The sequence below is a fragment of the Streptacidiphilus sp. MAP12-20 genome (assembly GCF_041262525.1).
Taxonomy (GTDB): Bacteria; Actinomycetota; Actinomycetes; order Streptomycetales; family Streptomycetaceae; genus Streptacidiphilus.
The window spans coordinates 176,440-201,585 of sequence record NZ_JBGCCK010000008.1; the positions used below are offsets into that span (position 1 = coordinate 176,440).

General features: G+C 68.8%; 34 protein-coding genes. 7 read left to right on the forward strand and 27 right to left on the reverse strand.

The window, feature by feature from the left end; translation table 11 throughout:
• Window positions 1-19: 19 nt before the first annotated feature.
• Window positions 20-535: a hypothetical protein gene (locus ABIA32_RS13220; RefSeq protein WP_370094355.1), complete on the reverse strand. Its 516-nt coding sequence runs from the start codon at window positions 533-535 to the stop codon at window positions 20-22.
• Window positions 536-540: 5 nt separating this feature from the next.
• Window positions 541-1,302 (reverse strand): alpha/beta hydrolase, encoded by a 762-nt coding sequence (locus ABIA32_RS13225; RefSeq protein ID WP_370094356.1) that lies wholly within the window; start codon window positions 1,300-1,302, stop codon window positions 541-543.
• Window positions 1,303-2,124: 822 nt separating this feature from the next.
• On the opposite strand from ABIA32_RS13225, the gene ABIA32_RS13230 reads away from it, so the two are divergent.
• From ABIA32_RS13230 to ABIA32_RS13245, 4 genes are all read left to right on the forward strand, one after another.
• Window positions 2,125-2,712 (forward strand): hypothetical protein, encoded by a 588-nt coding sequence (locus ABIA32_RS13230; protein WP_370094358.1) that lies wholly within the window; start codon window positions 2,125-2,127, stop codon window positions 2,710-2,712.
• Between the two features lie 154 nt (window positions 2,713-2,866).
• The gene (locus tag ABIA32_RS13235) at window positions 2,867-3,274 is read left to right on the forward strand and encodes a hypothetical protein (protein WP_370094360.1); all 408 of its coding nucleotides are present in this window, start codon (window positions 2,867-2,869) and stop codon (window positions 3,272-3,274) included.
• Entirely contained in the window at window positions 3,271-4,452 is a 1,182-nt protein-coding gene (locus ABIA32_RS13240) for an MAB_1171c family putative transporter (protein ID WP_370094362.1), read from the forward strand. Before ABIA32_RS13235 ends, ABIA32_RS13240 begins: the two co-directional genes overlap by 4 nt.
• Window positions 4,449-5,078 carry a hypothetical protein gene (locus ABIA32_RS13245; RefSeq protein ID WP_370094364.1) on the forward strand — a complete coding sequence of 210 codons (630 nt, stop codon included), beginning with the start codon at window positions 4,449-4,451 and terminating at the stop codon, window positions 5,076-5,078. Before ABIA32_RS13240 ends, ABIA32_RS13245 begins: the two co-directional genes overlap by 4 nt.
• Window positions 5,079-5,088: 10 nt before the next feature.
• Here ABIA32_RS13245 and ABIA32_RS13250 read toward each other — a convergent pair whose 3' ends face one another.
• From ABIA32_RS13250 to ABIA32_RS13280, 7 genes are all read right to left on the reverse strand, one after another.
• On the reverse strand, window positions 5,089-5,250 hold the full coding sequence (locus tag ABIA32_RS13250) for a hypothetical protein (RefSeq protein WP_370094366.1): 162 nt from the start codon (window positions 5,248-5,250) through the stop codon (window positions 5,089-5,091).
• Between the two features lie 79 nt (window positions 5,251-5,329).
• Window positions 5,330-5,545, reverse strand: a complete 216-nt coding sequence (locus tag ABIA32_RS13255) for a hypothetical protein (RefSeq protein WP_370094368.1) — start codon at window positions 5,543-5,545, stop codon at window positions 5,330-5,332.
• A gap of 41 nt (window positions 5,546-5,586) precedes the next feature.
• Window positions 5,587-6,435, reverse strand: a complete 849-nt coding sequence (locus tag ABIA32_RS13260; RefSeq protein ID WP_370094370.1) for a JmjC domain-containing protein — start codon at window positions 6,433-6,435, stop codon at window positions 5,587-5,589.
• A gap of 82 nt (window positions 6,436-6,517) precedes the next feature.
• Entirely contained in the window at window positions 6,518-6,730 is a 213-nt protein-coding gene (locus ABIA32_RS13265; RefSeq protein WP_370094372.1) for a hypothetical protein, read from the reverse strand.
• A gap of 98 nt (window positions 6,731-6,828) precedes the next feature.
• Window positions 6,829-7,260 carry a hypothetical protein gene (locus ABIA32_RS13270; RefSeq protein WP_370094374.1) on the reverse strand — a complete coding sequence of 144 codons (432 nt, stop codon included), beginning with the start codon at window positions 7,258-7,260 and terminating at the stop codon, window positions 6,829-6,831.
• Between the two features lie 184 nt (window positions 7,261-7,444).
• On the reverse strand, window positions 7,445-8,209 hold the full coding sequence (locus ABIA32_RS13275; protein WP_370094376.1) for a GntR family transcriptional regulator: 765 nt from the start codon (window positions 8,207-8,209) through the stop codon (window positions 7,445-7,447).
• A gap of 55 nt (window positions 8,210-8,264) precedes the next feature.
• Window positions 8,265-8,684, reverse strand: coding sequence for a TIGR03668 family PPOX class F420-dependent oxidoreductase (locus ABIA32_RS13280; RefSeq protein WP_370094378.1), 420 nt, complete (start codon window positions 8,682-8,684; stop codon window positions 8,265-8,267).
• A 96-nt stretch (window positions 8,685-8,780) separates the two neighbouring features.
• Here ABIA32_RS13280 and ABIA32_RS13285 point away from each other — a divergent pair, with 96 nt between their 5' ends.
• On the forward strand, window positions 8,781-9,104 hold the full coding sequence (locus ABIA32_RS13285) for a hypothetical protein (protein ID WP_370094380.1): 324 nt from the start codon (window positions 8,781-8,783) through the stop codon (window positions 9,102-9,104).
• Between the two features lie 70 nt (window positions 9,105-9,174).
• Here the strand turns inward: ABIA32_RS13285 and ABIA32_RS13290 are convergent, their stop codons facing one another.
• The 11 genes from ABIA32_RS13290 to ABIA32_RS13340 all read right to left on the reverse strand — a co-directional run bounded on the left by ABIA32_RS13290 (window position 9,175) and on the right by ABIA32_RS13340 (window position 19,801).
• Complete coding sequence (locus ABIA32_RS13290; RefSeq protein ID WP_370094382.1) at window positions 9,175-9,687, reverse strand: hypothetical protein; 513 nt, start codon at window positions 9,685-9,687, stop codon at window positions 9,175-9,177.
• Window positions 9,688-10,432: 745 nt separating this feature from the next.
• Window positions 10,433-10,642, reverse strand: a complete 210-nt coding sequence (locus ABIA32_RS13295) for a hypothetical protein (RefSeq protein ID WP_370094384.1) — start codon at window positions 10,640-10,642, stop codon at window positions 10,433-10,435.
• 44 nt (window positions 10,643-10,686) lie between these two features.
• On the reverse strand, window positions 10,687-10,989 hold the full coding sequence (locus ABIA32_RS13300) for a hypothetical protein (RefSeq protein WP_370094386.1): 303 nt from the start codon (window positions 10,987-10,989) through the stop codon (window positions 10,687-10,689).
• A 68-nt stretch (window positions 10,990-11,057) separates the two neighbouring features.
• On the reverse strand, window positions 11,058-11,777 hold the full coding sequence (locus ABIA32_RS13305) for a hypothetical protein (protein WP_370094388.1): 720 nt from the start codon (window positions 11,775-11,777) through the stop codon (window positions 11,058-11,060).
• The gene (locus tag ABIA32_RS13310; protein WP_370094390.1) at window positions 11,777-11,983 is read right to left on the reverse strand and encodes a hypothetical protein; all 207 of its coding nucleotides are present in this window, start codon (window positions 11,981-11,983) and stop codon (window positions 11,777-11,779) included. The genes ABIA32_RS13305 and ABIA32_RS13310 overlap by 1 nt, the downstream gene beginning before the upstream one ends.
• Window positions 11,980-12,399 carry a hypothetical protein gene (locus tag ABIA32_RS13315; RefSeq protein ID WP_370094392.1) on the reverse strand — a complete coding sequence of 140 codons (420 nt, stop codon included), beginning with the start codon at window positions 12,397-12,399 and terminating at the stop codon, window positions 11,980-11,982. The genes ABIA32_RS13310 and ABIA32_RS13315 overlap by 4 nt, the downstream gene beginning before the upstream one ends.
• Window positions 12,396-12,863, reverse strand: coding sequence for a hypothetical protein (locus ABIA32_RS13320; protein WP_370094394.1), 468 nt, complete (start codon window positions 12,861-12,863; stop codon window positions 12,396-12,398). The genes ABIA32_RS13315 and ABIA32_RS13320 overlap by 4 nt, the downstream gene beginning before the upstream one ends.
• 64 nt (window positions 12,864-12,927) lie before the next feature.
• A complete protein-coding gene (locus ABIA32_RS13325) occupies window positions 12,928-13,245 on the reverse strand; it encodes a hypothetical protein (RefSeq protein ID WP_370094396.1) in 318 nt (105 codons plus the stop codon).
• Between the two features lie 14 nt (window positions 13,246-13,259).
• Window positions 13,260-13,781 (reverse strand): hypothetical protein, encoded by a 522-nt coding sequence (locus ABIA32_RS13330; RefSeq protein ID WP_370094398.1) that lies wholly within the window; start codon window positions 13,779-13,781, stop codon window positions 13,260-13,262.
• 1,266 nt (window positions 13,782-15,047) lie between these two features.
• Entirely contained in the window at window positions 15,048-17,306 is a 2,259-nt protein-coding gene (locus tag ABIA32_RS13335) for a hypothetical protein (protein WP_370094400.1), read from the reverse strand.
• The gene (locus tag ABIA32_RS13340; protein ID WP_370094402.1) at window positions 17,303-19,801 is read right to left on the reverse strand and encodes a phage tail tape measure protein; all 2,499 of its coding nucleotides are present in this window, start codon (window positions 19,799-19,801) and stop codon (window positions 17,303-17,305) included. Before ABIA32_RS13340 ends, ABIA32_RS13335 begins: the two co-directional genes overlap by 4 nt.
• A 145-nt stretch (window positions 19,802-19,946) precedes the next feature.
• Between ABIA32_RS13340 and ABIA32_RS13345 the strand changes: the two genes are divergently transcribed.
• Window positions 19,947-20,465, forward strand: coding sequence for a hypothetical protein (locus tag ABIA32_RS13345; protein WP_370094404.1), 519 nt, complete (start codon window positions 19,947-19,949; stop codon window positions 20,463-20,465).
• Here ABIA32_RS13345 and ABIA32_RS13350 read toward each other — a convergent pair whose 3' ends face one another.
• From ABIA32_RS13350 to ABIA32_RS13360, 3 genes are all read right to left on the reverse strand, one after another.
• Window positions 20,466-20,933 (reverse strand): hypothetical protein, encoded by a 468-nt coding sequence (locus ABIA32_RS13350; RefSeq protein WP_370094406.1) that lies wholly within the window; start codon window positions 20,931-20,933, stop codon window positions 20,466-20,468.
• Window positions 20,933-21,067: a hypothetical protein gene (locus ABIA32_RS13355; RefSeq protein ID WP_370094408.1), complete on the reverse strand. Its 135-nt coding sequence runs from the start codon at window positions 21,065-21,067 to the stop codon at window positions 20,933-20,935. The genes ABIA32_RS13350 and ABIA32_RS13355 overlap by 1 nt, the downstream gene beginning before the upstream one ends.
• Before the next feature lie 107 nt (window positions 21,068-21,174).
• Entirely contained in the window at window positions 21,175-21,765 is a 591-nt protein-coding gene (locus tag ABIA32_RS13360; protein ID WP_370094410.1) for a hypothetical protein, read from the reverse strand.
• A gap of 228 nt (window positions 21,766-21,993) precedes the next feature.
• Here ABIA32_RS13360 and ABIA32_RS13365 point away from each other — a divergent pair, with 228 nt between their 5' ends.
• Window positions 21,994-22,569: a hypothetical protein gene (locus ABIA32_RS13365; RefSeq protein WP_370094411.1), complete on the forward strand. Its 576-nt coding sequence runs from the start codon at window positions 21,994-21,996 to the stop codon at window positions 22,567-22,569.
• 58 nt (window positions 22,570-22,627) lie between these two features.
• Here the strand turns inward: ABIA32_RS13365 and ABIA32_RS13370 are convergent, their stop codons facing one another.
• The 4 genes from ABIA32_RS13370 to ABIA32_RS13385 form a co-directional block, all read right to left on the reverse strand.
• Entirely contained in the window at window positions 22,628-23,809 is a 1,182-nt protein-coding gene (locus ABIA32_RS13370; RefSeq protein WP_370094413.1) for a hypothetical protein, read from the reverse strand.
• Between the two features lie 3 nt (window positions 23,810-23,812).
• Window positions 23,813-23,986, reverse strand: coding sequence for a hypothetical protein (locus ABIA32_RS13375; protein WP_370094415.1), 174 nt, complete (start codon window positions 23,984-23,986; stop codon window positions 23,813-23,815).
• 67 nt (window positions 23,987-24,053) lie between these two features.
• Entirely contained in the window at window positions 24,054-24,563 is a 510-nt protein-coding gene (locus ABIA32_RS13380; RefSeq protein WP_370094417.1) for a hypothetical protein, read from the reverse strand.
• Window positions 24,560-25,141 (reverse strand): hypothetical protein, encoded by a 582-nt coding sequence (locus ABIA32_RS13385; RefSeq protein WP_370094419.1) that lies wholly within the window; start codon window positions 25,139-25,141, stop codon window positions 24,560-24,562. Before ABIA32_RS13385 ends, ABIA32_RS13380 begins: the two co-directional genes overlap by 4 nt.
• Window positions 25,142-25,146: the final 5 nt, after the last annotated feature.

The window sequence follows — 25,146 nt, forward strand, 5'->3', positions numbered from 1 at the left end:
GATGGTGCAACTTCCCCGGTCAGACAACGGCACCGTGGTTCGGGTCGTCGTTATGGTCGTCCTCGTCCGGATCCTTCATGCGGGCGACGAGAGTCGCCACGCCGCCCGCCGCGCAGGCCACGCCCAGGAACGTCGCCATGCCGGGCAGCTGGCCGAAGCCGCCCAGCAGGGCCAGGATGACGCCGCCCACCAGGGCGAACAGCGCCAGCTTCGTCGCGGGTTCGGCGCTGGGGACCGGGGGCGGCTCCGGAGGGACGTAGTGGTCCTCGTCCGGGTCCTCCGCAGGAGACCACGCGCGGGGGTCGACCGGGGGGACTGCCGGAACCATCGGCAGTGGGCGGATCGCCGGTCGTGGCCGTGGCCGCGCCTGCGGGGCGAAGTCGGAGAGGTCGGAGACGTCCTCCGCCTTCGGCCAGTTCCGCTCTCCCTCGGCGACCGGGTCGTCGAAGCCGGCGACCAGCTCGGCGAAGAGCTCGTCGTCCGAACGGGTCGGCTCCGTCGGCTCAGGGCGCTCCGCGCCCTCGGGCTCGGCCATCGCGCTCAGCCCTTCGTCGCGGGGACGGTCAGCCGACGCACGAAGTCCACGCTGCCGTCGAAGATCGTCTCGGCGTCGTAGTCCAGCGTCGCGACATGCAGGCTCCGCTCCAGCAGACGTTCCTCCACGTCCTTGGAGCCCACACGCTCCAACAGCAGCTTGCCGCTGCTGGGCGAGACCACGTTGTCCTGCGGGCTGCGGAAGAGCAGCAGCGGCTGGGTGACCGTCGGGAGCTCGCCCTGGACGATCTTGGTGAGCTGCTTCATCGAGTGCGCGGCGTGCAGCGGCGTGCGCGTGTAGCCGCCCTCCTCCACGCCGGGCTTGGCGACGTCGTTGGCGATGCCCGGGAAGCTGGGCACCAGGTGCCGTACGACCGGCAGCGCCACATGCGCCTGTCCGGGCATCTTGACCAGCGGGTTCACCAGGACCAGTCCACTCACGCCGGCGCCCTGCCGCGCAGCGAGGTGCAGGGAGAGGAGTCCGCCCATGGAGAGGCCGAAGACGAAGACCTGGTCGCACTCGTCCGTCAGGCTGAGGAACTCGCGCTCGACCGTCGCGTACCAGTCCGGCCAGCGGGTGGTGTTGAGGTCCTTCCAGTGCGTGCCGTGGCCCGGCAGCAGGGGGAGCGACACGCTGTAGCCCTCGGCGGCGGCGCGCTCTGCCCAGCCGCGCATCGAGAACGGCGAGCCGGTGAAGCCGTGGCAGACCAGGATCCCCACAGGCCCGCCATGATGGCGGTACGGCTCGGCGCCGGGCAGCAGCGGCATCTGTGGTCCTTCCCCAGGGCTCGAACAAACGGCTCGAACATGTGCAGAAACGTGACACGCCAGTGGCGTCATCGTCCCATGTCGGCAACGCACCCGTACAGCATCCCTGTTCCCGGCGGCGCAGGGTGGAGGGAGATTGCGGGAAACCGGTCTAAGGTTCTCGTTGGTCAGGTGACTATGGAGGTCAGGCTTGTTCTACCGGCTGATGAAGATGATCGTCGCCCCGCTGCTGAAGATCTTCTTCCGTCCGTGGGTCGAGGGGATGGAGAACATCCCAGAAGCTGCCTTTCTCCCTGCATGATCCAGCTGGTCAGAGCGCTGACCAGCGGCTGGGTGAATTGGGACCTGGCAGAAGCTGATAGAAGCTAGCAGATTGACGTAGTCCCGATCCAAGATCACCTCCTCGCGCCTCCTGGGCTGACCGAGGAGTGAAGCCGAAGGCCGGGGCCGCCGCCTGGGGATGCAGGTGGGTGCGGCCCCGGCCTTCGGCTGTCCGGGGTGGAGGGCCGAAGGGTAGTCATCGTCGGTCTCGGCTCGGCCCGATGGTGGGAATGGGATGCGGCAGCATTGACGCGCCCGCACTCGGCATTGAGCGCTCGATCGCGCCCGAGTCGGCCGGTGGCCTGTGCCGTCAGATAGACCCCCCGTCTACCTCGTGGTTCACAAATTCCCCATGATGCCCACGACAATCGTTCACGTCATCACTTAACATGAGTACATGGCTGGCGTGCAAGGCCATGTTGAAGATCCGCGTCCGCGTTGCGTCGCCCCTGCCACTCGACCCGGCAGGGCCGCGGCATACCGCGGCTCAAAGGAGACCGTGTGACAGAGACGCCCGAACCCCGGGACGCCGCCCCCCCTACGCCTCCGGGGCCGGGCGCCACTCTCGCGGACAAGATCGAATACCTCCGGCGCGCAACAGCCGAGGACCCCTCCAAGCCGCCGTCCTACGAGCAGATGGCCGCCGAGATGAACATCCAGGCCGGCGAGCGCGTCATCTCCACTCCGTACACCTGGCAGCTCAGCACGGGCAAGAAGGACAATCCCACGCTCCGGCACCTGTCGATCATCGCCTCGCACTTCGACGTTGATCCCTCGTACTTCGTCAACCGCGACCCAGAGGCACTCCGAGCCGCGTGGGGCAACGTTGGTGGCGACGACGTCACCCCCCTCCGGCAACTGCTCAACCTGCTGGCTGAGTACTTCGGTGTCGACGCCGCCTACTTCTTCGACGACGAGGTCGCCTCCCGCATCGACGAAGAGCTGAAGTTCCTCGACGCGATCTCCAGCGGCGAGATCCGCACCATCGCGCTCCGCTCCGCGGGCCTGTCCTCCCAGGCGCTCGCGCAGATCAACGCCCAGATCGACGCCGCGCGCCGGAGGGAGGGCCTGGACGGTGGCGATACATAGACGCCGCCAACGCCAGCAGGCTGGTCAAGCTGCCAGCCTCACCGACCTCCTGGTGCGTGCTGAGGCCACCCTGGACCAACTACCGCCGCTGCCCGATCCGTTCACGGCTGACGCCTACGCGCAGGCGATAGGGGCGCTACGAGGTCGGCCCATCTTGCTGCTTCCGCTCGGCGAGTCAAACGCCGATCTGCCCTGCGGCCAATGGTTCGCCCTGGAGGACTGCGATCTGGTCTGTTACGACGCTCATGCGTCGCCCCTGCTCCAGGAGCAGATCAAGCTCCATGAGCTCTCCCACCTTCTCTGCGGCCATCGCGGTGTCATCGACGAGGCGATGCTCCGCCGTGTCCTGCCCAACCTCTCCGCTGGCCTGATCCAGCGGAAACTGCGCCGCCGCCCGGTCGTCATGGGGCGGACCAGCTACAACAGCGGCGATGAGCAGGAGGCAGAGATGCTGGCCACGCTCATCGCCGAGCGCGCTGCGGCCGAACCGCCTCGCGCTGACCAGTTTCTGCTCAACCTCACCGACCTGCGCACCGCACACCGTCAGGGGAGCAATTCGTGATCTGGTTTGTCCATATAGTCATGCCCGTCGTGCTCGTGGCCTTCTCCATCTGGGGAATGCCGTCCGCGCGGGGCACCCGGCAGCAGAGGGCTTTGATCGGCTGCTTCGCCTTCCTCGCCACAGCGCTGGTCCTGGGCATGCCCGCCGTGATCGGCGGCCTGGACGGGCTCCTGGGCGTCACGTCGATCACCACGATCCTGCTGGAACACCTCGCGATCATCGGCGCTCTCGCCTGCCTCACCGACTTCGTCTACGCGTTGTACGGCACGCAGCTGACCAGGCGCCTGCACCCTCGCTACATATTCGCTGGCGCTCTCTCGGTAGCCCTGACGGTCCTCTACGTCGGCTTCATGCCGCACAACGCCGCCGCCTTGGACTACAGCAAGACTTCCGGGCGCACCGCCGAGATCGCCTTCCTGTGCCTGTTCTACCTGTGGATGGTCTACGTCGGTACCCAGACCACGACGCTTCTGATCCGCAGGATCCGCCAGCTCCGTCAGGAACACCAGCGGCCTGGTGGGATCGTCCTGCTCGCGGCTGGCTGCCTCTTCGGCGGGCTTTTCGGCGCCTGGCGAACCGCCTACATGATCGTGCTCCTGGCCACCGGCAGCTCCATGATCAACATCATGGAGCAGATCTCCGAACTGCTCATGACCGTATCCATCCTGCTTCTCGTGGCCGGCGCCGTCACGGCACCCATCTCCGCCCTCCTGCGGACCATCCGCGCCGTCTGGGCCCTCAACCGCCTCGCACGCCTGTGGGCCGACCTCACCGAGTGCGTCCCGCACGTCGTCCTCGGACAGCCGCCCCTTACCGCCTGGGCCCAGATCCGCACCGGGCGCCCGAATCTGCAGCTTCGACGACGCGCGGTCGAGATTCGCGACGCCGCTCTCACGCTCGCCGGCTACGCGCCTGAGGACCTTCACGAGCAGGCGACAGCCGCTGCGGAAGCATCTGGTGCGCGCGGCGACCAGATCCAGATCGAGGCCGAGGCGCTGTGGATTCGTGCAGCGCTCGACATCTTCCGTAGCGGCGCGCCCGCGCGCAGTGAGACCGCCCGCGCGCCGCACGGCGACGACGTCACGCAGGAGATCAAGCGGCTCGTCCGGGTTGCCGCAGCCTACGGACGTCGCCCGCGCGTCAACCTCGTTCCGACCCTTGGAGAGCAGCCCGCATGACGAACCTCACCGTCCCCGAATCTGACGCCGCGGAACCGACGGCCGAGACGCCGCCCCTCTGGGCCCGGGCCGTCACCCGCGGCTTGGACCCCCAGAACGTCATCATCGGCGTTCTGGTGATCCTCGGTGCCGCGCACCACGGGTGGGCGGGCGTTGGATGGGCCCTGTTCGCCGCGCTCTTCGCGGGCGTCATACCGCAGGCGTTCATCAAGTTCGGGATCCGACGCGGCAACCTTGGTGACCGCTACGTGGGCGACCGCGCGAAGCGCGCGAAGGTTCTGCCGGTCATCCTCGCGTCGGTGATCGTCGGCCTGCTGCTGATGGTTGTGCTGGGCGCGCCGCGAGAGATGATCGCGATGATCCTCGCTATGTTCGCGACCCTCATCCCGATCATCGCGATCACAGCCGGGCTCAAGTGGAAAGTGTCGCTTCACACGGCGGTGTCCGGCGGGGCCGTGGCGATGCTGTCCATCGGCCTCGGCGCCTGGTGGCTGGCCGGATTCCTCGTCGTCGGCTTGATCGCCTGGTCCCGCGTGGTGGTGAAGGACCACACGGCGGCACAGACCGTGGTGGGGACAGTGGTTGGCGCCCTCGCGGCCGGGCTCGTGTTCTGGGCCTGCCGCTGACGATCCGGATTCAGTCGGCCGCCGTGGCGAAGCGGCGGCCGATCCGGCGCGAGCACAGCTCGACCTCGTAGGCCAGGGCGCCGGCCCCGTAGAAGCACAGGATCGGATCGCCGGTGTGGATCAGGTCGCTCGCGCAGCGCAGGCACCACGCGCGGCCGGTGTCTCTGTCCACGATCTCCGCTGCCGTCACGGTGCAGAACACGCATGTTCGCCGGTGTCGTCCCGCCATGAACGCCAGGATGCCACGTGACCTACAGCGGGTGCGGCGGGTCGCGATCCGGAAGGGTCCGTCGGGTGTAGCCCCGCTGCGCGAGTTCCAACGCGTAGCTGTCGCCGTCGAACTCCGTGAAGCACACGACCGGGTCGCCGACGTGGAACAGGTCCCGCGCGCAGCCGAGGCACCAGACGAGCAGGGTGTCCGCGTCTCGCAGGATGGCCGCGTGGACCTTACAGAACCAGCACGTCAAGCGGTGCTGCCCGCCAGGCAAGGTCCGCGCCGCCGCGTGCATCAGTGGTGGGTGTGGTTGAAGAGTCGGTGCTGCGCACTGCGCAGCGGCACGGCCACCTCGCTGCCCACCGTGCTGTGAAGTTCCTGTTCGGCGAGCGCGACGACGCGGTCGGCCAGCACGGGCCACGAGTCGATGTCGAGGCGGGGCGGCAGTGCATCTCGCAGAGGTACCGAGCGGTCCCCGATCTGGGCCAGGAGCTGCTCCAGCGCCCACTTCCACGTGAGCAGATGGACTCCGATCGTGATGTGCATCGACGGCTCGTGTCCGGTGGAACCCCAGTGCACCCAGCCGCGGGGAATCCAGAGGACCTCGCCTTCGCGGAGGCGGACGACCCGATCCGGCTCGTACAGTGCTTTCTTGCGCTGCTCGTCGGTGAACCCGATCGACTTCCAGGTGTGGTGCTCCAGCGGCGCGTCGAAGATGGGGGCCGACAGTCGCCACAGCTTGCTGCCCTCGACCTGAGCGAGCCAGACATGGTGGGTGTCCCAGTGGGCGTCGAAGCCCTGCTCGCCGGGAGGGGTGCGGTAGATGTTCGCTGTCATCGGGTGCCCGAGCTCGGCCTCCAGTCGCCGGCAGAACTCGTTGAGCGAGGGCCAGGCCAGGTGCATGCCGTTCAGCACGAGGGTGTCGGTCGGGTGATCGGCGGCGGGAGGGTCGCTGCTGATGGTGCTGTGCCGAACCATCCCGACCTGGAGCGGCCACATACTGCGGTCGGCACAGATGTCGGTGGCGTCCTGCGGCCGGAAGAGGGCCTGGAGGTCGTGGCCTTGGTACACGCGGGGCGTGTCTGGCCAGGCCGCGGCGAAGTCGTCCGGCTGGTCGCAGAGGTGAGACAGGGCGGTCGTCATCCCAGAGGGCTCCTTCGTCGCTAGGGTCGAGGTGGTGCCCCGGCCGCTTCTCTCGGCCGGGGCCCCGTTGGGTGAACCGCTGCTACAGGGTGCGGATCTGATCGGCGTGGCCGAGGAGGGTGTCCATCTCCTGGGCGGTCAGGATCGCGACGCGCTCGGGTTGCAGGGTGCTGGTGACGGCGAAGGAGCCGTCCGGCAGCTTGGTGACGGCCGGGCAGTGGTCCACGTTGTCGTCGTCGCACAGGACCGAGAACGTGACGCCGGGCAGCGCCGCGGTGGTGAGCTTCTTGCCCATGTTCGTTCCTCTCCGGTAGAGCTCGCCAGGACGGTCGTCCGGGCGGTCTTGCGCCCCGGCCGGCCGCGGCCCTGAATCAGTGGCCGGACGGGAGATCATCACGCGATCGCCGAAGCGGACACGTCGGGCTGGAGCTCGGCGAACACGGCGAGCAGGTCGGCTAGCCGAGTCGGCTCCCACAGCGGGGCGTCGGGGGTCTTCAGCCAGCGACCGGCCGCAGGATGCTGGCGGTCCGGCCGTGGGCAGATCAGCCAGGAGCCTGTCGAAAGTACTGCGGAATCGGAGCTGAGACGCCGCCAGATGTCGGCGTGGGTGCGCGGCCGAGTCAGCCCGTACACCCACGGAGACGCCTGGAGGAGCGGGCCGCAGTGCATCTCCCACTGCCAGACCTGGAAGATCCGCAGCCCCAGCGCCTCCGGCATGCGGACCGCGTCGAAGCGGACGCCGCACTCGATCTCGACCAGGCCCTCCTTGGCCGTCCGCTTGGGCCAGTCATCCCACTGGGATGCCCTGGGCGTGAAACCCCACACGGCGTTCCTCCATGCTCAGGCGGCGCGTCAGCCAACGCACTCGTGAGGCGGACCACGCAGGTAGAGGCGCCGGACGGCAGCGCCTAGCTTGGATATACAAGCTGAGACCACCATAGGAGCGTGAGCATGGATATACAAGCTATAGCGGACCGAATGCCCCGTCAGATCCTTGGCACGGAAGGCACTACGGGATGTCGATCACATAGCGGAACGTGTGCCGGTCGCAGGGCACGCGGGAGTCGAGAACCTCGACGATCTCGCCAGAGGCAACGTGCCCCGTGCGGAAGACCCGGGCGAGCGGCACACCCGGCGGGATCGCCAGCAGGTCTCGCTCGTCCGGCTGCGGCATCCTCAGTTCGAGCTCCTCAACGAATTGGACGATGCGCTGCTGGATCGGCCCGTCTGGGTCCTCGATCAGCTGGCTCACGCCGCCGCGGATCCGCCGGCGGTCAGCGACGGCCGTGCCTGCGAAGCGTGCGGCGAGGTAGTACGCGTTGACGAGCTGCATCGGCTCCTCGTCGGCGAGGAAGCGCAGACGCCTGACGATGACCGGCGTTCCCTCGGGCACATCGAAGCGCGCCGCGATCTCCGGCGGCGCGGGAACCGTCTCCACGTCGATGAGTTCCTGGCGGGCGTTGCGGCCTTGAGCCGTGGCCTCGGCGTTGTAGTTCGGCTCCCCGCTGTATCGGCGGCGGCGGAAGTTGGCGCCGGTAGTGAGCATCTGGACGGCCGGCCGAGGCCTGACGAAGGCGCCCTTGCCCTGCTGGCTGACCAGGAGGCCGTCTGCCTTCAGCAGTGCGATGGCCTTGCGGACTGTGACGCGGGTGGTGTGGAAGCGGTCCTTGAGCTCGTTCTCAGAGGGGATCTGCTGGCCCGGCCTGAGTTCACCGCGCAGCACGGCGTCTCGCAGGGCGTCTGCGATCTGCCGGAACAGTGGCGCTTCGGTCATGGGCAACGTGGCCTCCGCTTGCATATGCAAGCCAGGCTACGGCAGGAGCGGCCTGTCAGTCTCGGTACGCCCAGCCCGAGATCTGCTCGATCGCAATTGCAACAACGGCTCCAGAGGGCCGCGTCTGCTGGTACTGCGGGTACTTGGCGGCGAGGAGATCCAAGGCGTGCTCGCGCGCGGGTCCTTCGTTCCAAACGTCAGCACGCCCGTCGGCCCGGACCCACCAGAGCTGCTCCCAGTCGTCGGCATAGTGGTCGACGAGGACGCTGACGCTCGGATTCTCGTAGATGTTCCGCAGTCGGCGCAGGGCGGTCGAGGACTTCGGCTTGTGGTCGATGGCGAAGTACAGGCGGTCGACCTCCAGGGCGAACGTGATGGGTACCAGGTGGGGCACACCTGCGGCGGAGGCCGTCGCGAGCTGCGCTGAGCGCGCCGCAGCCACCCGGGCTCGGCACTCCGCATCGACAAGATTCATGATTTGACCGTAGTCGGGGCCTCGGCCGGGACGCAGCAAGCTGTTGACATTGCCACCTCCGCGATCTCGTCGGTGGTGCGCCGTACGCTCGGACGCATGGCTGACGCTCTCCCGATCCCCGATGACCTGGTCCAGCTCCAGCGGGACCTTGACGCCGCTGGCGCGGCCCTCGCCGAGTACAGCCAGCGCAAGACGGCTGAGTACCGCGAGCGCTACCCGGAACCGGAGCAGTACCGCGAGCGGAACGCGTGGACGGAGGAGGAATCCGCCGAGCTGGCGCGACTCCGTGCCGCCCAGCTGGAGCTCGTCATGACCATCCACCGGCATGCGACCACGCAGCAGGCCCTCGCGGGGCGAAGCGCGTGGCAGACCGAGCAGGCCCGCAAGAAGGCCGCGCGCGAGATCGCCGAGGCGGTCTGAGTGCCGGTTCGGCAGAGCTGCCCGATCGAGGAGGGACCACCCCTCAGGCCGAGCAAGTGCGGCCACGGCTCTACCTGCTGGCGTCTAGATCCTCGAGTCGCGTGTTCAGGGCTTCGAGCTCCAGTATTCCCTGGTTGATCATGTAGGTCGCACTGCCCATAGCCTCGACGCCTTGGTTGGATCCTGGGCCACACTGGCTGGCGCCAGGCAGGATGTCCTGGAGGGCACGTGTGAGGTGGGCCTCCGCCGGACCGTCCGGGATCGGGGCATCGTGCTGTACCTGAGTCGCGTCGCTGGAAATGGCTGCGCAGTCAGCGGACAGGACATCTCTGGTTGTGCCCTTGCTGGCCATGTCCTTGCCGGTTTTCTGCACCTGGCTGATCAACGTTATGAGATCTTGTCCACCCGTTCGATCCCACTGCCAGACCTGGGCGTCAATGGCTTTGAGAGCGTCGCGGCTAAGCGAAGGCGTGTTGATCGGCGCGGGCGACGAATGGCTGCTGTTGGCTGAGCCGTAGGCGACGACGCCGAAGACAGCGGCAGCTGCCACAGCTATGAGCAGAACGTTCGGGGAGATGCGCATTCGCGGAGTCTCGCACACGCGCAAAGCACCTGGTCAACGGGGTAGTTCTCGGCTCTGACGATAACCTCGTGGACCGGTACTTTCGGCACATCACCCGCGAATTGAACTTCTTGCGGACGAGGATGAGGGTGAGGAACCCGAGCGCCCCCGACCTGAGACGGACCAAGCACGTTCGGCCTGGGAGTCTGGGGGACCGCTCCGCAGGTCAGAAGAGGCGCAACGGCAGGACGCCAAGCAGTCTGCAAAGCCGCTCGCCTCTTGATCGCGTCCCTGGCGGCGTGGAGAATGCGCGTCGTGACTTCAGGACTCGACCAGCCCAGGTGGCGGTCTGCTTTTCGCAGCGGCGGGAGCTTCGCGGTGTGCGGAGCGCTTGGGATTGTCACGTATGCCCTCATCTCGCACCGCCCGGGAGGGCTGACGGGGCTGCCGTGGTGGGGTCTCTCGTTCGGAGCCATCGTCTCAACGACCCTCGGTGCGCTGTTCCCGAACCGTCATCCGCGGAGGAGATGAGCATCAAGCCGGTTGAGGGGCTCAGCCCTCGCATGGTCCGCGCGCCACAGCTGCGCCAGATGGGACGGGATCGCTCGAGTAATCCCGGGGACTCACGGGCAAGCCGTGCCAGTTTCCGCAGGTGGCCGGACTCCAGGTCGGCCTAGGTTACCTAGGCGGAGCCTCCCAAAGCCGCTGTTGCCGCAATGATGAAGCCGCCCCCGTTCCTGCCCTGAGGCAGGAACGGGGGCGGGTTTCAATGGTGGGGCCACGCGGACATGAACGCGGCCCCGGCAGCAGCGGCGAGGGAAAGCCACGTCATCGTGGACTGCGGCAGGCGCCGCTCTTCGAGGTGGCGTAGCCGGACTTCGTGGTCGGAGAGCTGGACGCCTTGCGCGGCTAGAGTGTCGATCTTGGCGTCCATGCGGTTCACCGTCTCGGAGACGCCCTGGAGCTGCTGGTACATCTGCGCTGTCGAGATGTAGACGCCGGTGTCCGGCGGAGGTGATGTCACTTCCCACCCGCCACAGGCGGCTCGGGCGCGCTGACGGCTGCCTGCTGCACGGCTTGGTCGGCAGCGTGCAGCTTCTCGGCGACTTGCGCCCACGGAACCGTCGGCGCCCACTGCCGGTACGCGGTCTCCACGACGCCGACCATAGCGGCTGCGAACGCCTTGCCGTCGAGGTGGCTTGTGCCGAGCAGCGCGAGCTCAGCGACGAACCCGGCGACGGTCAGGCGTGCGAACCGGCCGAGCTGCGCGCGGACGAACCGGTCGCTCAGCTCGGTCTTGATCTCCTGTACGAGCGACGTCAACGCCGCCCCCCTTCTTCTGCATGACGAAGGCCCGCACGCTGGCGGGCCGGGCTGGGTGCTGTGCGAGGTCAGCTGGTCTTCGGCGTGGGCTTCGGGACGGGCGCCGGTGCGGTCTCGGTCTCGGTCTCCAGCGTCTTCACCGCTGCGTGGATCGCCACGATCGCCGCCGCCGCTGCCGGCGACGCCCCGGCGGGCACGACCCCGGAGATGGCGTGCTGCCACCACCACAGGTTGTCCGCCACGCGCTCGGAGCGCTCAGCCTGGATCGCCGCGGCCGCGCCCTCGCGGGCGAACTCCACCAGCTGCATGGGGGTGTAGGGCATGTCGTCCTCCTGGGGGTCGATGCCGGGCCAGTAGTCGGCCACGGACGAAAGGTCGTACGGGCCTGGGTCGGCGTACTGCTTGGCGACCGCGCCCGTCGGAATGGTCGGATCGTCGTCGTATTGGGCGATCCAGTAGTGCGGCTCGGCAACCCCCGCCGCCTGGAAGGCGGCCCGGACTGTTGGCCAGGTCGAGGAGTTGCAGTAGATCGTCGGATCCACGCCCGCTGCACGCCTGCGCTCCACCCAACCGGGTGCCTCGGCCGGAGTGGCGTCACCGGTCTCGACGTCGAGGACCTGGCCGAGGTCGTGGTGCGAGGAGACTGCGATCTCGACGATCGTGGCGTGTGGGAACCGGGCCCGGAACTCGGCTGTGTTCTGGTAGTAGCCGTCGCCGTACCCGGCGATCAGCGTCGCGGAATCGGGCACGTTGGTTGCCGTCACTGCGTCGTACATGGTCCGGGCCATCAGGAGCCCTCCTCGTCCTGGTCGTTGTTGGCCACGGCGGTGCCGAGGCGCTGGAGTGCCGTGTCCTGGCGGTCGAGGCGGTCCTCGACGGACCCGATCCAACGGCCTGCCCGGATCAGCGCTGCGATCAGCAGCGACGCGGAGACCGCGACGCCGAGCCCGACCGCCAGTCCGCCGGCCCCGGGGGACGCGGCGAGCGGGATCACGCCGACTCTCCGGCGCGGACCGGCGCGGTGGCGGGCTCGCCCCGCAGCAGTCGGACCTCCTCGACGACGGCGTCGTGAGTCTCCCGGAGCAGCTGCATCTCCTCACGGACCAGGCCGAGGGTCTCCGTCTGTGTGGCGGTCATCTCCTGCTGCGTGGTCAGCTGCTTCATGACCGTGTCGTGGGTCTCGCGGATCAGCGCGTTGATGCCCCGCGCGGCTGCGTTCGTGCCGACGAGCAGGAGCGGCAGCGACCACAGTTGGATGGTGTTGCTCCAGTACAGGAGCGTGACCATCAGGGACGGGACGAGCGCGGGGACGAAGCCGTAGCCGAAGAACAGGTACGTCATCCCCATGCTGCCGAAGACGTTCGTCGCCTTCACGGCCAGCCACTCGTTGAACCGCGCGATGCGGCTCACCGTCCGGCCTCCCGTCCGGTGACGACCTCGGCGGGCGGGGCCATGTCCGCGCGCCACACCCTCAGCGGCTCCCACAGCGGTCCGGGCAGCGAGTGCACGCCGAGGTGCGTGCGGTGGTGCACTGCACACAGCGGCTCCAGGTTCCCCGGGCTCTCGATCCACTGGGCGAACTCGTCGTCGTCCGCGAAGTGGTGGCCATACGCCTTCGAGGCGAGCTCCAGGTCGACCCCGCCTTCGAGGGAGAACTCGATGTGGGTGTGGTGGAGCTCGATCGGGCCTGGGAAGTTGCAGCCGGGGATCGCGCACCGGAGCAGGCCGAGGCGGCGCATCCGCTCCTTCGCGGCGTGGAACAGGTGGTAGTGCGGGTCGTGCTCGCGGGGCTCGTGGGCGGGGACGTGTGCGATCCAGTGCGCGGTGCCCGCCTGGTCGTGGGCGGCGACGGGGCCGTCGTGTGCGTGGGACATGCGGGTGCCTCCGGGCATGCGAAAGCCCCGCGCGCTGGCGGGGCGTCAGGGATGGGGGTGACCGTCAGGGGGTGATCTGCCAGCCGGTGGTCAGGGTGGCTAGGGTCGGCAGCTGGGTGGGTGTCAGCGGCTCCGGTGTGCAGCCGCACTGCGGCAGCGTGCCCGCGTTCGGGCCCGCGCAGGTGGAGGAGTGCACGTGCGCGGCCAGGTCCAGGCCGATCGCGTGTGGCCCGCACGCGTGCACCAGGCGCCGCATGTCGCTGGTCTGCTGCTCGGCGGGGGTCGCCGCGAGCTCCTCGGCCGTCGGTCGGCGGGACCAATGAACGACGGCACCGGCGGTGCAGCCGGTGCGGTCGCAGGATGGTGTGGCGGGTGTGGTCATCCAGGGCTCCGGGGTCAGACGTGGATGAAGAACGCGGCGAAGTTCGTCACCGTGATCTGCGTGTTCAGGGACACACCGGAGTTCTGCGCGGCGCCGATCTCCAGGTAGTCCGTGGTGCCGTTGCAGTACACGGGGAAGACGATCGGAGCGTTCGTGGCATAGACGGAACCGGCACTGCCCACGGTCGACTGGGCGAGGGTCGAGCCGTTCTTGTTGATCGCCGCGCCTCGTCCGCCGGTTGCGTTCGGGGCATAGGCGACCGTGGCCATCGTCAGGTAGTAGCCGGCCTGCTGGGGGGTGTACCGGGTGGGACTCCCAGCGGAGTAGCCGCCGTAGGTGTCGACGGACGGGGTGGGCCAGGTGATCGCGGTCGCAGTCGTGGAGGCCACGGCTTGCGCCGAGGTCTGCGCGTAGATCGCGATCGGGGGTCCGAGCAGGAACGTCAGCCCCGTGTACAACTGGGCGTTGAGCACCGCGGCGGTGGCAACGTCGGCGACGGACCACTGATAGGGGCTGGGCGGGGCGAGGCCGGACACGGGCACCTCCAAGGGCGTGGCGGGAGCCCGGCGGCATGCTGGCGGGGCCGGGCCGATCGGGGTCAGTAGGCGGCGCGGGGGCCCGTCGAGCTGAGCGTCGCGGCCGGATCCAGCGAGGCGGGGAACCCGGCCGCCGTCGCGGCGGGCAGCTGGTAGCCGCCCGGCAGGGGTTGGCACACGGTCTCGCCGAGGGCGTGCGGGTTGACTGTGCTGGTGGTGAAGGTGACCGCCACGTTGGTGTAGCCCGCGACGGTCGCGGCGACGGACTTCACGGTCAGGTTTTCGGCGTTGGCCGTGCCGTAGCCGACCGTCAGCACGGTCCCCGCCACGAGCACCGCGGCCGCCGGGTTGGTGGCCGCGCCGGTCAGCGCTCCCAGCGTGAGCGTCGCCTGCCCAGAGGGGACACCGACGGTGACGGTCGTGTGCAGGCTCGCGGCGACCCACCAGTTAAGGTACGGGGCCGCCGGGGTGAGCTGGACCGTGGCCTTCAGGTTGCCCTGGTTGTCGCCGGACCAGGTCAGGTGCTCGACGAACTGCTGCACGCTGATCTGCGCCGCCCCTGGACCCGATGGCGGCCGCCGGTTGACCTGCGCTCTGGTCCCGAAGCCCAGCCCGAGGACCGTGGCCCACAACGCCGGGTTGCTCGCGGGGTCGATGTTGAGCGCGGCCACGCGCGGTAGCGGCTGGCCGTACTGGGACACCAGGTACTGCGCCGCCGCCAGGGCCAGCGTCTGATCCTGTGTGTTGATCGACCGCTGAACGGTCCGCGGCAGATACGACGCCTGCGAGGAGGTGTTGTTGGCCGGCTGCACGGGTGGCTGCGGAGCGCCCGGAGCCACCACCTGCGTGACCTGCGCCGCGTTGTAGATGTGCGTGGTGTCGAAGTCCATCGCCACGTCACCCAGGTAGGGCACCTCACCGTTGCCCTGCTGCTCGCCGAAGACGACGGTCGGGCTGGGCTGCAAGTACCGCCACAGACGGCCCGTCAGCCAGATCGCCCCCGCGCCGTCCACGTAGGCCTGCCCGGCCTCCGTGTCCCCGACCAGAGTCAGGGCCGACATCGGGTCGGTGCCCGCCAGGGAGGCGCCGCCCATCGCCAGCGCGGCGCCCTGGGTGTTGATCGTGCCCCCGTACCCGGCCAAGTTGAGGATCCGCTGCGCGCGCTGCGCACTGCTCTCGCCGGCCCAGCCCGTGGCGAACCCGGCTCCGAGGTCGTACGCCGAGCTGTTCCCGATGGCGTACGGGAACTGGGCGGCGAAGGCGAGGTCACCTTGGAAGTACTGCTGCCAGGAGTTCGCGAAGGGGTTGGCCTGTGCCCCGATCGTGTCCGCGTTGCAGCCCGACGGCGTGTAGTTCCCTGCAGTCGTCGCCTGGTAGCCGTGGGCGTCGTTGGCGACGGTGAACGTCTTCCCGTCGGCGGAGAGTTGGACGACGGCGATGTGCCAGTTCCCGTCGCAGCTCGCGATGTCCGGCACAGGCACGGTTGCCCCGTAGGCGCCGGTGGGGTCCTGCACGATGCCGTACAGGTGCTGGTCCGCACCGATGTAGATCCCAATCCAGCCCTGGGAGCCGCCCGCGCCGTAGACGCCTGGGCCGGTCGCGGCCCACAGGCACATCGCGCCGCCGGTGGCCGGGACATTCGTGGTGCGGTAGCAGATCACCCGGGTGAAGCCGCCGCTGGGTGGGCGGCAAGTTCTTGCCCGGCTGCGCCGCCAGCAGCACGCCGGCCTTCGTCGTGCCGTTGATGCCCCAGTTCGGGTTGGTGAGCGTGATGACCGGCCCAGAGGAGCCGACGCTGCCCGCGCCCTGCACGCTGTTGCCCGCCGAGATCGTGCCGCCGCCCGCACCCAGTGCGGGCGGGCTATAGGTCAACCGGTGTGGATTCGCGCCCAGGAGATCGTGGAACTGCGTCGCACCCGCAGCCTCATTGAGCGGGAAGACGAACGTCGGCTTGAGTGCGGTGAGCGACGCGGCGAAGTTGGGCTGGAGCGTGAACTGAGCGAGCCCTGCGAGGGCATCGATGCAGGTCAGATCCGCCATGCCGTACGTGCCCGAGTAGTCCCACTGTTGCGGCCAGCGCTCGACGTATCCGGCCCACAGCGGGTAGACGACGCCGCCAGCCGTCCACGGGGTCGCGGTCGCGGCCTGCTCGAACTGCATGCCGGTCAGGTAGATCGTGTTCACGGCGGTCGTCGCCGCGTTGGTGAGCCAAGTCCCAATCCGCGCCGACACGGCCGTGGCCGGGGCCGTGCCGGTCACGACGTTCTGCGCCCAGGCCGGGGAGACCGGCACGCTGGGGAGGCTGCCGCCGGACACGGTGATCTGCGCGCCGGTCTGGTCGTACCAGAGGATGTTCTGGGTGATGCCCAGGCTGGCGTCCCCGCCAGCGGAGCGCGACGCCCACCCCGACCAGGTGTAGGACTGTCCTGCGACCACGGGGAACGCGGTCGGGTCGGCGCTGCCGCCGGTGACGCCGGTCAGGATCGGGTACTGGTTCGCGAGGCTGCCCGTGATCGGGAACTGCCAGGCTGTCGCGGTGGTGTGCCCGGTGGGCGCCGGGGCGAGCCCGGTCGCCGCGGCGACGGTGCCGTTGTAGGCGTACCAGGCTGATGGGGGCGCGGTGCCGTTGCTCATCGCCTGCGGGACCAGGTTCCGCGTCGGCGGCCACACGGCCTGGAGCCGACACGGCCGCATCGGCAACACGTTCGGGCTGTACGCGGAGCCGGTGTTGAGCGCGTCCAGCGCACCGTCCAGGTTCCACAGCGTGCACGTCATCTGCCCGGACTGCACCTGGTCCAGCTCGTATTGCCGCCCCGACGGCGTCGCCGACCAAGATCCGCGCAGCCGCCACGACAGGTCCACGAACGAGGGCTGTCCACCGGTGTTCGCGCCCTGGTTGAACGCCACCTGGAACCGGATCTTCGGCCAGGAGGGCATCACCGAGCTGGTGCCGAGCGGGGTGTTGACGTGCTCGACGTACGCGGACTGGCCGGACACGGTGGACGACCCGGCGATGAAGTACGCCAGCACGGCGTGCGGGGACCAGGTGTAGGCGATCGCGGCGAGCTGCGTCCATGCCGCGCCGTCGGCGGACACGGAGAACAGCCACTGCCCGGCCCGCTCGGTGAGCTGCCACCAGGCGTGCTGGGCGGGATCGAACGTGGGCAGTGGAACGGTGGTCGCGACGCCCGCGTTGTAGACGACGGCCTGCCAGGAGGTCCCCGGGGTGCAGACCAACGCGGCGTAGTTGTTCGGGTCCTGCTGGACCCTCATGGTCGTCTGCACCGCGCCGCCGCCGGTGCCGGCCAGAGCCGGGGTGACCCGGGCGTAGAGCGCCTGTCCGGTCGCCTCGTACGGGCCCGCCGCCCCCAGGGCGGGGTATGCCGCAGTCGCCTGGACGGCCACACGGCCGGGCGTGGCCAGGGTGACCAGTCCGCCGCTGGACGTGGCCGTCCACACCGCAGTGTTCAACGCCCCTGCGGTGAAGGGGTCGATGAGGGAACCGAGCAGCGGGAGCACGATCACCTCCCCTTGTAGACAAGGCCGGTGGTCGGGTTCCTGCGGCCGTTTCGCAGCGCCTGGGCCTGGAGGATCTCGAAGAGCTGGTGGCCGTCGACGTTGACGACGATCGGCGGCAACTGCCCACCCGCACCCGAGTTGGCGGCCGCCATGCCGCCGCCGATCGCGAGCATGCCGAAGCCGCCGCCGCTGCCGCTGATGGCCATGGCGGCGGTGCCGGCGAGGAGGTGTCCCGCGCGGGCGACGTGGCGGGTGGAAGAGGTGAGGCCGTCGGCGACCATCTGGCCGATCTTCGCCCCGGCGATGTCGGGCGAGCCCGAGCCGGAAAGTGGGCCCTGCTTGGCCGGGGAGAACGGCAAGAAGCTACGGATCGTCTTGCCGACGTCGCCCATGGCGTTGCCGATGCCGCCGATCATGGACTTGATGCCGCTGATCAGGCCCTTGATGATGTTCGCACCGGCGTCCCACAGCAGCGTGCCGAATTTGGCGGTGACGTTGCCGATGAGGTTGAGCATGTCGCCGAACGCCTGACCGACGAGCTTCTTCAGATCGCCCCAGACCTTGCCCCACTTGCCGGTGATGACATCCAGGACCAAGCCGATGGTGTTCATCACCAGGTGCATCGCGAAAGTGATCACGCCGGAGATCGCCGCCCATACGACTTTGATCGTGTCCTTGATGACGCCCCAGACGACCTTCCATACCGCCATCAGAATCGCGAGACCGGGCTTGATCGCCCCATCCCAGACGACCTTGAACGCCGTCTCGATGATCTTCCAGACGACGCCCCAGATCTGCGCGATCTGCTGGCTGTGCTCGTGCCACCACGCCGTCAGATCAGCGATCCGCGCCTTGATCCACGACAGGACGTTCTTGTCGAGCCAGACCACCAGGCCGTGCACCGTCTTGACCAGGCTGTTCCAGGCGCCAGAGAAGCTGCCCTTGTGACCGTCGAACCACGAGAACACCGCGCTGATCGCCGACTTCAGGAACGGCAGGACCGTCGTCGAGAACCAGTGGATGACCGCTCCGGCGACCTGCCAGGCGACCTTGAACGCGCCGCCGAGGAACTTCCCGACCTCGTTCACGACCGTCCGAAAGGTGCGGAAGTGCGAGTACGCATAGACGAGCGCCGCGCCTACGGCCATCACCCCGGCCGCGATGGCGAGTTCCGGCCCCAAGGCCGTGGCCATCGCACCGCCCACTGCGATGATCGCGGCGACCAGCGCGGTGCCCAGCGCCCCGGCCAGGGCGATGACTGCGCCCTTATGCTGGGACAGCCAGGCGACGCCCTTCTGCACCCAGCCGAGGAATGCCTGCACGTAGGGCATCAGGACCGTGCCGAGCTTGATGCCCATGTTCACCAGGGCTGCCTCGGTCTGCTTGAGCTGCACCCCGAACGTCTGCTGGGCCTTGGCCCACTCCGAGCCGAACTTCGACATGCTCGCGTCGGCGTTGACCTTGTCGAACTTGCCCTTGAGCCCGTCAAGGTTCTGCATCAGCGACATGATCGCCTTGTCGCTGCGGCCACCACCGAAGATCTTCGCCAGGACCGAATCAGCCTCAGTCCCCGACACCCCAGCTCGGTTCAGCGACTGTCGCAGATCGTTCAGCGCGACGTAGATCCCATCGGGCTTCTTCAGGTCCATCGCCAGCTGGTTCTGCGTGATCCCGGCCTTCTTCATGGCCGCTTCCATCGCAGAGCTGGACGCCTTCACGTCCGTCGACGCAACGCCCAACGCGACGAGCATCTTCGTGGCCTTGGCCGACGGGGTCGTCATCATCGACAGGCCCATCGTCAGCCGGGTCGATGCCTCCTCCGCGCTGTTGCCCCGGTCCGTCAGGTAGCCGAGCGCGGCGCCCATCGAGTTGATCGAGATGCCCATTTGCGCGGCCGTCGGTGCCCAGTTCTTCACCGAGACGTTGAAGTCCTGGAAGCGCATGTCGCCCTCGCCGACGATGGCGTTCAGCGACGCCATGGTCGGTCCGGCCTGTGCGGCGGACAGGTTGAACGCCTTCATCACCGACGACAGCGAGTAGGTCGTGTCGTCCAACGACGCGCCGGAGATCTGAGCCTCCTGCGCGGCGTACTTCACAACCTGCAACGCCGACTTCAGGTCCAGGCCAGCGGAGATCGGGTGGTACAGCGCCTCAGCCATCTGCTGGCCGGTCATGCCGACCTGGTTGCCGAGCTTGAGGACTTGGTCATCGAGCTGGCCGGACGTCATGCCCGCCTGCTTGAGCATGCCGTTCGTCAGGCCCGCCGCGGTGAACAGGCGGGTCATCTGGGTCTGGAAGTCGGCGGCCCACTTCACGCTGGCCACGCCGATCGCGATCGCCGCGCCTCCGGCGACCATGCCGATGCTGGCGAGCTTCTTGAACGCCCCGCCGATGGACGAGGTGGATGCTTCGCCTTGGACGGAGGCTTCCTTCATGGACCGCTTGAACGGCTCGGTCACGGCGCGGAGGACGACGTACAGGTCGCCGATCTCGGAGGCCAAGAGGGCACCTCCGATCGAGCAGTTGTGAAGTTCTCGTGCGCGGCCCGCCGGTGCGGGGCTACGGTCCAGTGCCGTGTCGCGCCGCAGCGGGCGCGCGGGAGGAGCGGGTGCAGTGGCCGGTAGGCGAGGCGGGGCGCGGCAACCGATGACCCGCAAACAGCAGGTGTGGCTTGGGATCGGCGGGTTCTGCGCGCTGTCGGTGGTCGTGTACGGGGTCGGCTCGCTGGCCGGCTATCACGGACCGCAGGACCCCAACGCGGCGGCGTCCGCCGTCAGCGGGGCTACGCTGCCGGCCCCCAGCTCCAAGGCGTCGCCGCGACGGAGTGGCGCCCCGCTCGTGAGCGCCACCGTCACGGTCACCCCGAGCGCCGTCCACCCAGCAGCCGCGATTGACCAGGCTGGCGACCCGGGCACGCCCTGCGCGATGATCTACCGCGCCGACGGACAGACGACCGTGGTCCAGTTCCAGTTCTCGACGGCAGGGGAGATCATCACGCACCTGGACAGCACCGGCGGTGACCTGCTCCGCCACGACGACCAAGTGCAGGCCGGCCCGCGCACCTACGTCGACGCCGTCGCGCTCACCCAGGTGGACGGCGCCGGTGCGATCCTCCAGGACCCGGACGGCACCCGGCACGTCTGCTCGATCGGCCCGCAGCGCTAATCAGAAGATCCGGCCCCAGCCCCCGTGGCCGTAGGCCTTGTTGTAGATCTTCGGGGCGTTCACGCGGCACGCGAACTCCGCGGCGGGCTTGAGCCACGGGAACGTCGTGCCGTTCTTCAGACCGGTCTCCAGGTAATAGCCGTACCGGTCAGCCGGAGTCCGGGAGTTGTACTCCGGGAACTGGTTGACCTTCGGCCCGACCTTCGTGGCCCACCCGGTGGCGTCCTTCGCGATGTGCGAGTGGTCCACCGAGTTCCGCAGCGTCCCGGAGATCCGCGCGGGCCCCTGGCCGGGCCGGGCCGGGGTGGGCGTGCCGCGCGGGTGGGTGCCGTTGGTGGCGTTCGCCTTCGCCTTCCGCTGTACGGCCAGGGCGAGATCCTCCAGGCCGAGCCGCCCCCGGATCTGGCCCTCGGCGTCGAGGCGCGCGAAGCCCGCAGTGAAGACGCCGGGCCGCAGCTCTGTCGCCATCAGCTGCCTCCGTTCGCGCGCTGCTGGGCCGCGTCCTGGGCCTCGCGGCGGGCGATCATCAGGTCCCAGCACACCCGCCGCACGTAGGGGGGTGTGGCCAGGTACTGGTCCCAGGACCAGGGGTACTCGCGCATGAGCTCGGCCCACTCCACCTCGACCGGGATCGGCCCTGACGCCCAGGTGTCCGCGTAAACGGACTGGGCGGGCCACAGGACGTTTTCGAGGTATGACGAGCCGAGCTCTACTGAGGGACTTGGAGCTCCGCGACGGCCGCGAGGATCGCCTGGATCGCACCGGAGGGCGCCCGCTTGAGGTCGTCGATGCTCGCGGGGGGCGATGGGAGCAGTGGCGGGTTGTCGTCCGGGCTGGTCGCGTCCCACATCGTCCACGCGGCGATCAGGCCGAGCAGCTGCCTGTGGAGCATCGGGAACGCCTGAGCCTTGTTGACGGGTTCGCCGTCGTCGTCAAGCTCGACTGTTTCGACAGCGGCGACCATGTCTTCGGTCGCGCCGTGGGCCATCATTCCGGGGTTGCGCAGCTTCACCTGGCAGTCGATGCCGGGCAGGTTGAACGTAGGCAGGGGGACGGTGACGAACCGCTGCGCGTAGCCGCCCTTCGGGATCTGCACCGGGGCCGGCGGCTGCGGGGTGTCGGCGACGAGCTGCTGTTCGTAGGCGGGCAGCGGGACGGCGGCCTGCGGCTGGAACGTCGGAGGCACGTCGACGGGCTGCATCGGGGCCGCCGGCATGGCGGGCTTGGCGGGGTTGGGCATCGGGGCCGGTGTGGGGTAGGGCTGGTCGGTGGGCGGGTAGACGGGCATGGGCGTGGTCATGCTGTGGCTCCTGTGAGGGTGTCGGGGGTGGTTGGTCCCGGTGCGCGGGGGCGCGCTCCCCGCGCCCTCACACGTCGTAGCGCTCTCGCCCCACGCACCGGGAGTCAGATAGGCGCGGCCGCGCCGAGTTGAGGTGGAGCAGCGAGGGGATAGGGCCTGCAAGGGCCTCGGGGCCATCCCCTAGGATCGCGGCCTGGTGATCGCAGCGATCACAGGGGAGGGGACTACATGGCCATCAAACGAAAGCGCGCTGCTGCGCTCGTCGGGACGTTGGGACTGCTGTGCGGGCTGACCTTGAGCACTCCAGCCGCCCAGGCGCGGGATCGCGCGGCCACAGTCAGAACAGTCGGGAAGTTCCACTACGCCCCACTGGGCTTCCCCAGCGCGTTGAAGCGCGGCGGAACGATTCACACGCGCGTCTGGTACATGGAGCGCTCGCCGGAGCGGACCCTGCTTGAGAGCTTTTACGTGGTGGCAGGAAAGCCCGTCGAGCAGCCACAGCGGGGCGTCAGCGTACGCTGGCTCAACCCCTTCACTGGCCAGTGGCAGAACTCCAATCGCAGCGACCGGTGGGGGGACTTCTGGCTCGACCTGGCTCCTCAAGGTCGACAAATCGTGATGACGCCGGGCCGCTGGTACCACGTTGACGTGCAGATAACCTTCAGCAATACCGCTCCCACCGGTCTCTGGACGGTCCTCCCAGAAGTCTTGGGCAACTATCAGATGATCAACGCCCACGGGCAGCTGGTCCCTGACATCCTTGATCTCGCCAGCGGAGTGAACTCCCTGAGGCTCTACCGGTGACCCTCTGGGGTCAGGCCGCCTGCCAGCCTGGCCCCAGCATCCCGTGCCCCGGCGAGCGTCAGTAGGCGGTGGTCTGCCAATTCGCCAGCGCCACCTGGAGGACGCCGCCGTCGGTGGTGTTGGCGATGCCGTCGATGGAGAAGTCGGCCTGCGCGTAGGGCTGCGACAGGTCGCGCTTGCCCTTCGTGAAGGCGCTCTTCGAGCTGGTGACGGTCAAGGACTGGCCGCCGCGGACCACAGGCTGCTGCGCGGACACGATGAACGGCAACTGCGTGTTCTGAAGGTACAGATTCAGGTCGAGGCCATTCTCGTAGATCGCCTTCAGGGTGCCGCTGTACTCGATCGCTCCCGCGAAGACCTCACGCGGTGCCTGAGTTCCGTCCGAAGCCTGGATGGCCTCGACAGCGCGCTTGATCGTGGCGTCGTACGACAGGCCGCGCGTCGAGCTCGCGCCGCCGCTCGTCATGTTCCACGACCAGCCCATCAGCGGGTCGTACGGGCTGAAGGCGGGGGCCACCAGTGAGGCCGGGACCGACGGGAAGCTCATCGCCTTCGACGAGAACGAGATCGCACCCTTGGGGTCGATCTTGATCTGCAGGTCCGAGAACCGGCCGTACGAGCAGGAGATGTAGCCGACGGTATCGAAGTAGGTGAACGAGTACGTCGGCAGCGCGATGGCGGGGTTCTGCTTGAACGTGTGCAGCGTCGTCGTCAGGACCGGATCACCCGAGGTGTGGGCGTTGAGCAGCCCGACGCGGTTGACGCCGGTCCGGCCGAGGACCGTGGTCACGTTCGACGTGTAGGGGCCAGCACCGGTTGCGGCTCCGTCGGTCCACGCGTACTCGAGCGCCAGGCCGGTGCCGACCTTGACGACCGTTCCGGCGGGGAGCGCCACGGCCGAGGAGACAGCGGTCGCGTTGACGAGCGTATTGGCGCTGAGCGTGGTCGCCGTCGCCGCGGTGACGGTGTCCGGGCCGACGGTCGCGGCGAAGAGGTGCCCGACCAGGTCCGGGTAGGCGTGGTGGTCGATCGCCCATTCGGCGTGCGCCGGGCCCTGGTAGACGCCGTGGAGGACGGAGTCGTCCGCGCGGACCGACTCGTCGCGGATCGACGCGATCATGTCCTCGAAGCCGGAGGAGCCCGTGTAGGGGAAGTTGATCGTCGGCGGCAGGTAGACGCCCGGCGAGCCGGACGCCTCCTTCGCGGCTCCGAGCCAGCCGTTGCGTGCGAGCAGTGCCATCCGTCAGCCCTCCGGGGTCGTGGCCGACTTCGCGGCGCTCTTCTTCGCTGGGGGTGAGGGCACGGGCTCGCAGCCGACGATCGGGTCGTCCCAGTCGACCTCGTCGCCGGGCTGGAGGGTGATGGGGACCGCTGGCACGTCCAGCGGGTGATCGGTGATGTTCCGCTGGAGCGGCACGGGTGCCTCCGGGCATGAAGGAACCCCCCGGACGCGGCGCGGTCCGGGGGCGTGGGGTATTGGTGTGTCACATGACGTACTCGGCGTCGTCCGCCACGTATGTGGCGAAGCCCTCCAGGAAGGCGCCGCCCGACATGCTCTGGCCCGGGTCGCTCATCTCGACGTCGAATCGGGTGCCGCTCGGCGACTCCGCCACTGACAGGAACTTCCCGCCGTGGGTCTTGTCGCCCACAAAGCCCTCGACACGCTGCCGGACCAGGTCCAAGGCGTTGTCGAGGGCCTGCTGCTCAGACTCGGCGAGGTTCGTGCCGACGGTGGTGGCGCCGATCGGCCAGTAGAACGTCAGGTGGAAGGTGTACGTCGCCAGGCGGCGCTGCTGGGACATCCGCTCGGTCTGGAGCCGTCGCCGCAGCACATAGAGCTGGGACTTCCGGGCGGCCGGGGTGCGGGGCAGGTACGCCTGGACGATGTCCCACGGGCCGCCGTTGGCGGTGAGCAGCGCTGGGAGGCCGTCGCCGTGGCCGGCCAGCCAGGTTGCCTCGCGGGCCACTGCGTCGGCCGTGGTGAAGCCGCTCATCGGCGCCTCCTCCGCTGGCGATGCCGGGCGGCCGCGCGGTCGGTGCGGCGCGCGATCCGGCCGCCTGCGCGCAGTGCGCGGGGCCGGTAGTGGGTCTGCTTGCCGTGGTGGCCGGGCTTCGTCCAGCGCTTCACACGGTGCTTCAGGTGCTTGTACCGGTTGTGGTGGCGGCGCGGGTGGGTGCCCCAGTGGCGCCGACCGTGCTTGCGGCCGCGCGGGCCGGCCCGACGACTCGTCGCACGACGGTGGTGCGCGGTCGTGCGGTGGTGGCCCAGGCGACGGTGCGAGCCCTTGCGCTTGTGCTTCAGGTGGTAACCGCGGCGGCGGTGCACGGGATGCTTCAGGTGCCTCTTGTGCTTGAGGTGGTAGCCCTTGCGCCGATGGATCTTGTGGCGCAGGTGGCGCTTGTGCTTGAGGTGGAAGTGCCGCCGCTTGTGCTTCAGGTGGTAGCCGCGCTTGCGGTGCACCTTGTGCTTCAGGTGCCGTTTGTGCCGCAGGCGGTGGCCCTTGCGGCGCTTAGCCTGTAGGTGGTGCTTGTGGTGGCGGCCGGTGCGCCGGTGGTGGGTCCCCCAGGCCACGGGTC

Excerpts from the sequence above, each read along its gene's own strand:
- ABIA32_RS13285 (WP_370094380.1), top strand. The coding sequence starts at position 8,781 with ATGGCTGACGCTCTCCCGATCCCCGATGACCTGGTCCAGCTCCAGCGG.
- ABIA32_RS13370 (WP_370094413.1), bottom strand. The coding sequence starts at position 23,809 with ATGGCACTGCTCGCACGCAACGGCTGGCTCGGAGCCGCGAAGGAGGCG.
- ABIA32_RS13245 (WP_370094364.1), top strand. The coding sequence starts at position 4,449 with ATGACGAACCTCACCGTCCCCGAATCTGACGCCGCGGAACCGACGGCC.
- ABIA32_RS13380 (WP_370094417.1), bottom strand. The coding sequence starts at position 24,563 with ATGAGCGGCTTCACCACGGCCGACGCAGTGGCCCGCGAGGCAACCTGG.
- ABIA32_RS13350 (WP_370094406.1), bottom strand. The coding sequence starts at position 20,933 with ATGGCGACAGAGCTGCGGCCCGGCGTCTTCACTGCGGGCTTCGCGCGC.
- ABIA32_RS13265 (WP_370094372.1), bottom strand. The coding sequence starts at position 6,730 with ATGGGCAAGAAGCTCACCACCGCGGCGCTGCCCGGCGTCACGTTCTCG.
- ABIA32_RS13320 (WP_370094394.1), bottom strand. The coding sequence starts at position 12,863 with ATGTCCCACGCACACGACGGCCCCGTCGCCGCCCACGACCAGGCGGGC.
- ABIA32_RS13365 (WP_370094411.1), top strand. The coding sequence starts at position 21,994 with ATGGCCATCAAACGAAAGCGCGCTGCTGCGCTCGTCGGGACGTTGGGA.
- ABIA32_RS13295 (WP_370094384.1), bottom strand. The coding sequence starts at position 10,642 with ATGTACCAGCAGCTCCAGGGCGTCTCCGAGACGGTGAACCGCATGGAC.
- ABIA32_RS13220 (WP_370094355.1), bottom strand. The coding sequence starts at position 535 with ATGGCCGAGCCCGAGGGCGCGGAGCGCCCTGAGCCGACGGAGCCGACC.
- ABIA32_RS13260 (WP_370094370.1), bottom strand. The coding sequence starts at position 6,435 with ATGACGACCGCCCTGTCTCACCTCTGCGACCAGCCGGACGACTTCGCC.
- ABIA32_RS13360 (WP_370094410.1), bottom strand. The coding sequence starts at position 21,765 with ATGACCACGCCCATGCCCGTCTACCCGCCCACCGACCAGCCCTACCCC.
- ABIA32_RS13290 (WP_370094382.1), bottom strand. The coding sequence starts at position 9,687 with ATGCGCATCTCCCCGAACGTTCTGCTCATAGCTGTGGCAGCTGCCGCT.
- ABIA32_RS13280 (WP_370094378.1), bottom strand. The coding sequence starts at position 8,684 with ATGAATCTTGTCGATGCGGAGTGCCGAGCCCGGGTGGCTGCGGCGCGC.
- ABIA32_RS13345 (WP_370094404.1), top strand. The coding sequence starts at position 19,947 with ATGACCCGCAAACAGCAGGTGTGGCTTGGGATCGGCGGGTTCTGCGCG.
- ABIA32_RS13305 (WP_370094388.1), bottom strand. The coding sequence starts at position 11,777 with ATGGCCCGGACCATGTACGACGCAGTGACGGCAACCAACGTGCCCGAT.
- ABIA32_RS13325 (WP_370094396.1), bottom strand. The coding sequence starts at position 13,245 with ATGACCACACCCGCCACACCATCCTGCGACCGCACCGGCTGCACCGCC.
- ABIA32_RS13355 (WP_370094408.1), bottom strand. The coding sequence starts at position 21,067 with ATGCGCGAGTACCCCTGGTCCTGGGACCAGTACCTGGCCACACCCCCC.
- ABIA32_RS13225 (WP_370094356.1), bottom strand. The coding sequence starts at position 1,302 with ATGCCGCTGCTGCCCGGCGCCGAGCCGTACCGCCATCATGGCGGGCCT.
- ABIA32_RS13275 (WP_370094376.1), bottom strand. The coding sequence starts at position 8,209 with ATGACCGAAGCGCCACTGTTCCGGCAGATCGCAGACGCCCTGCGAGAC.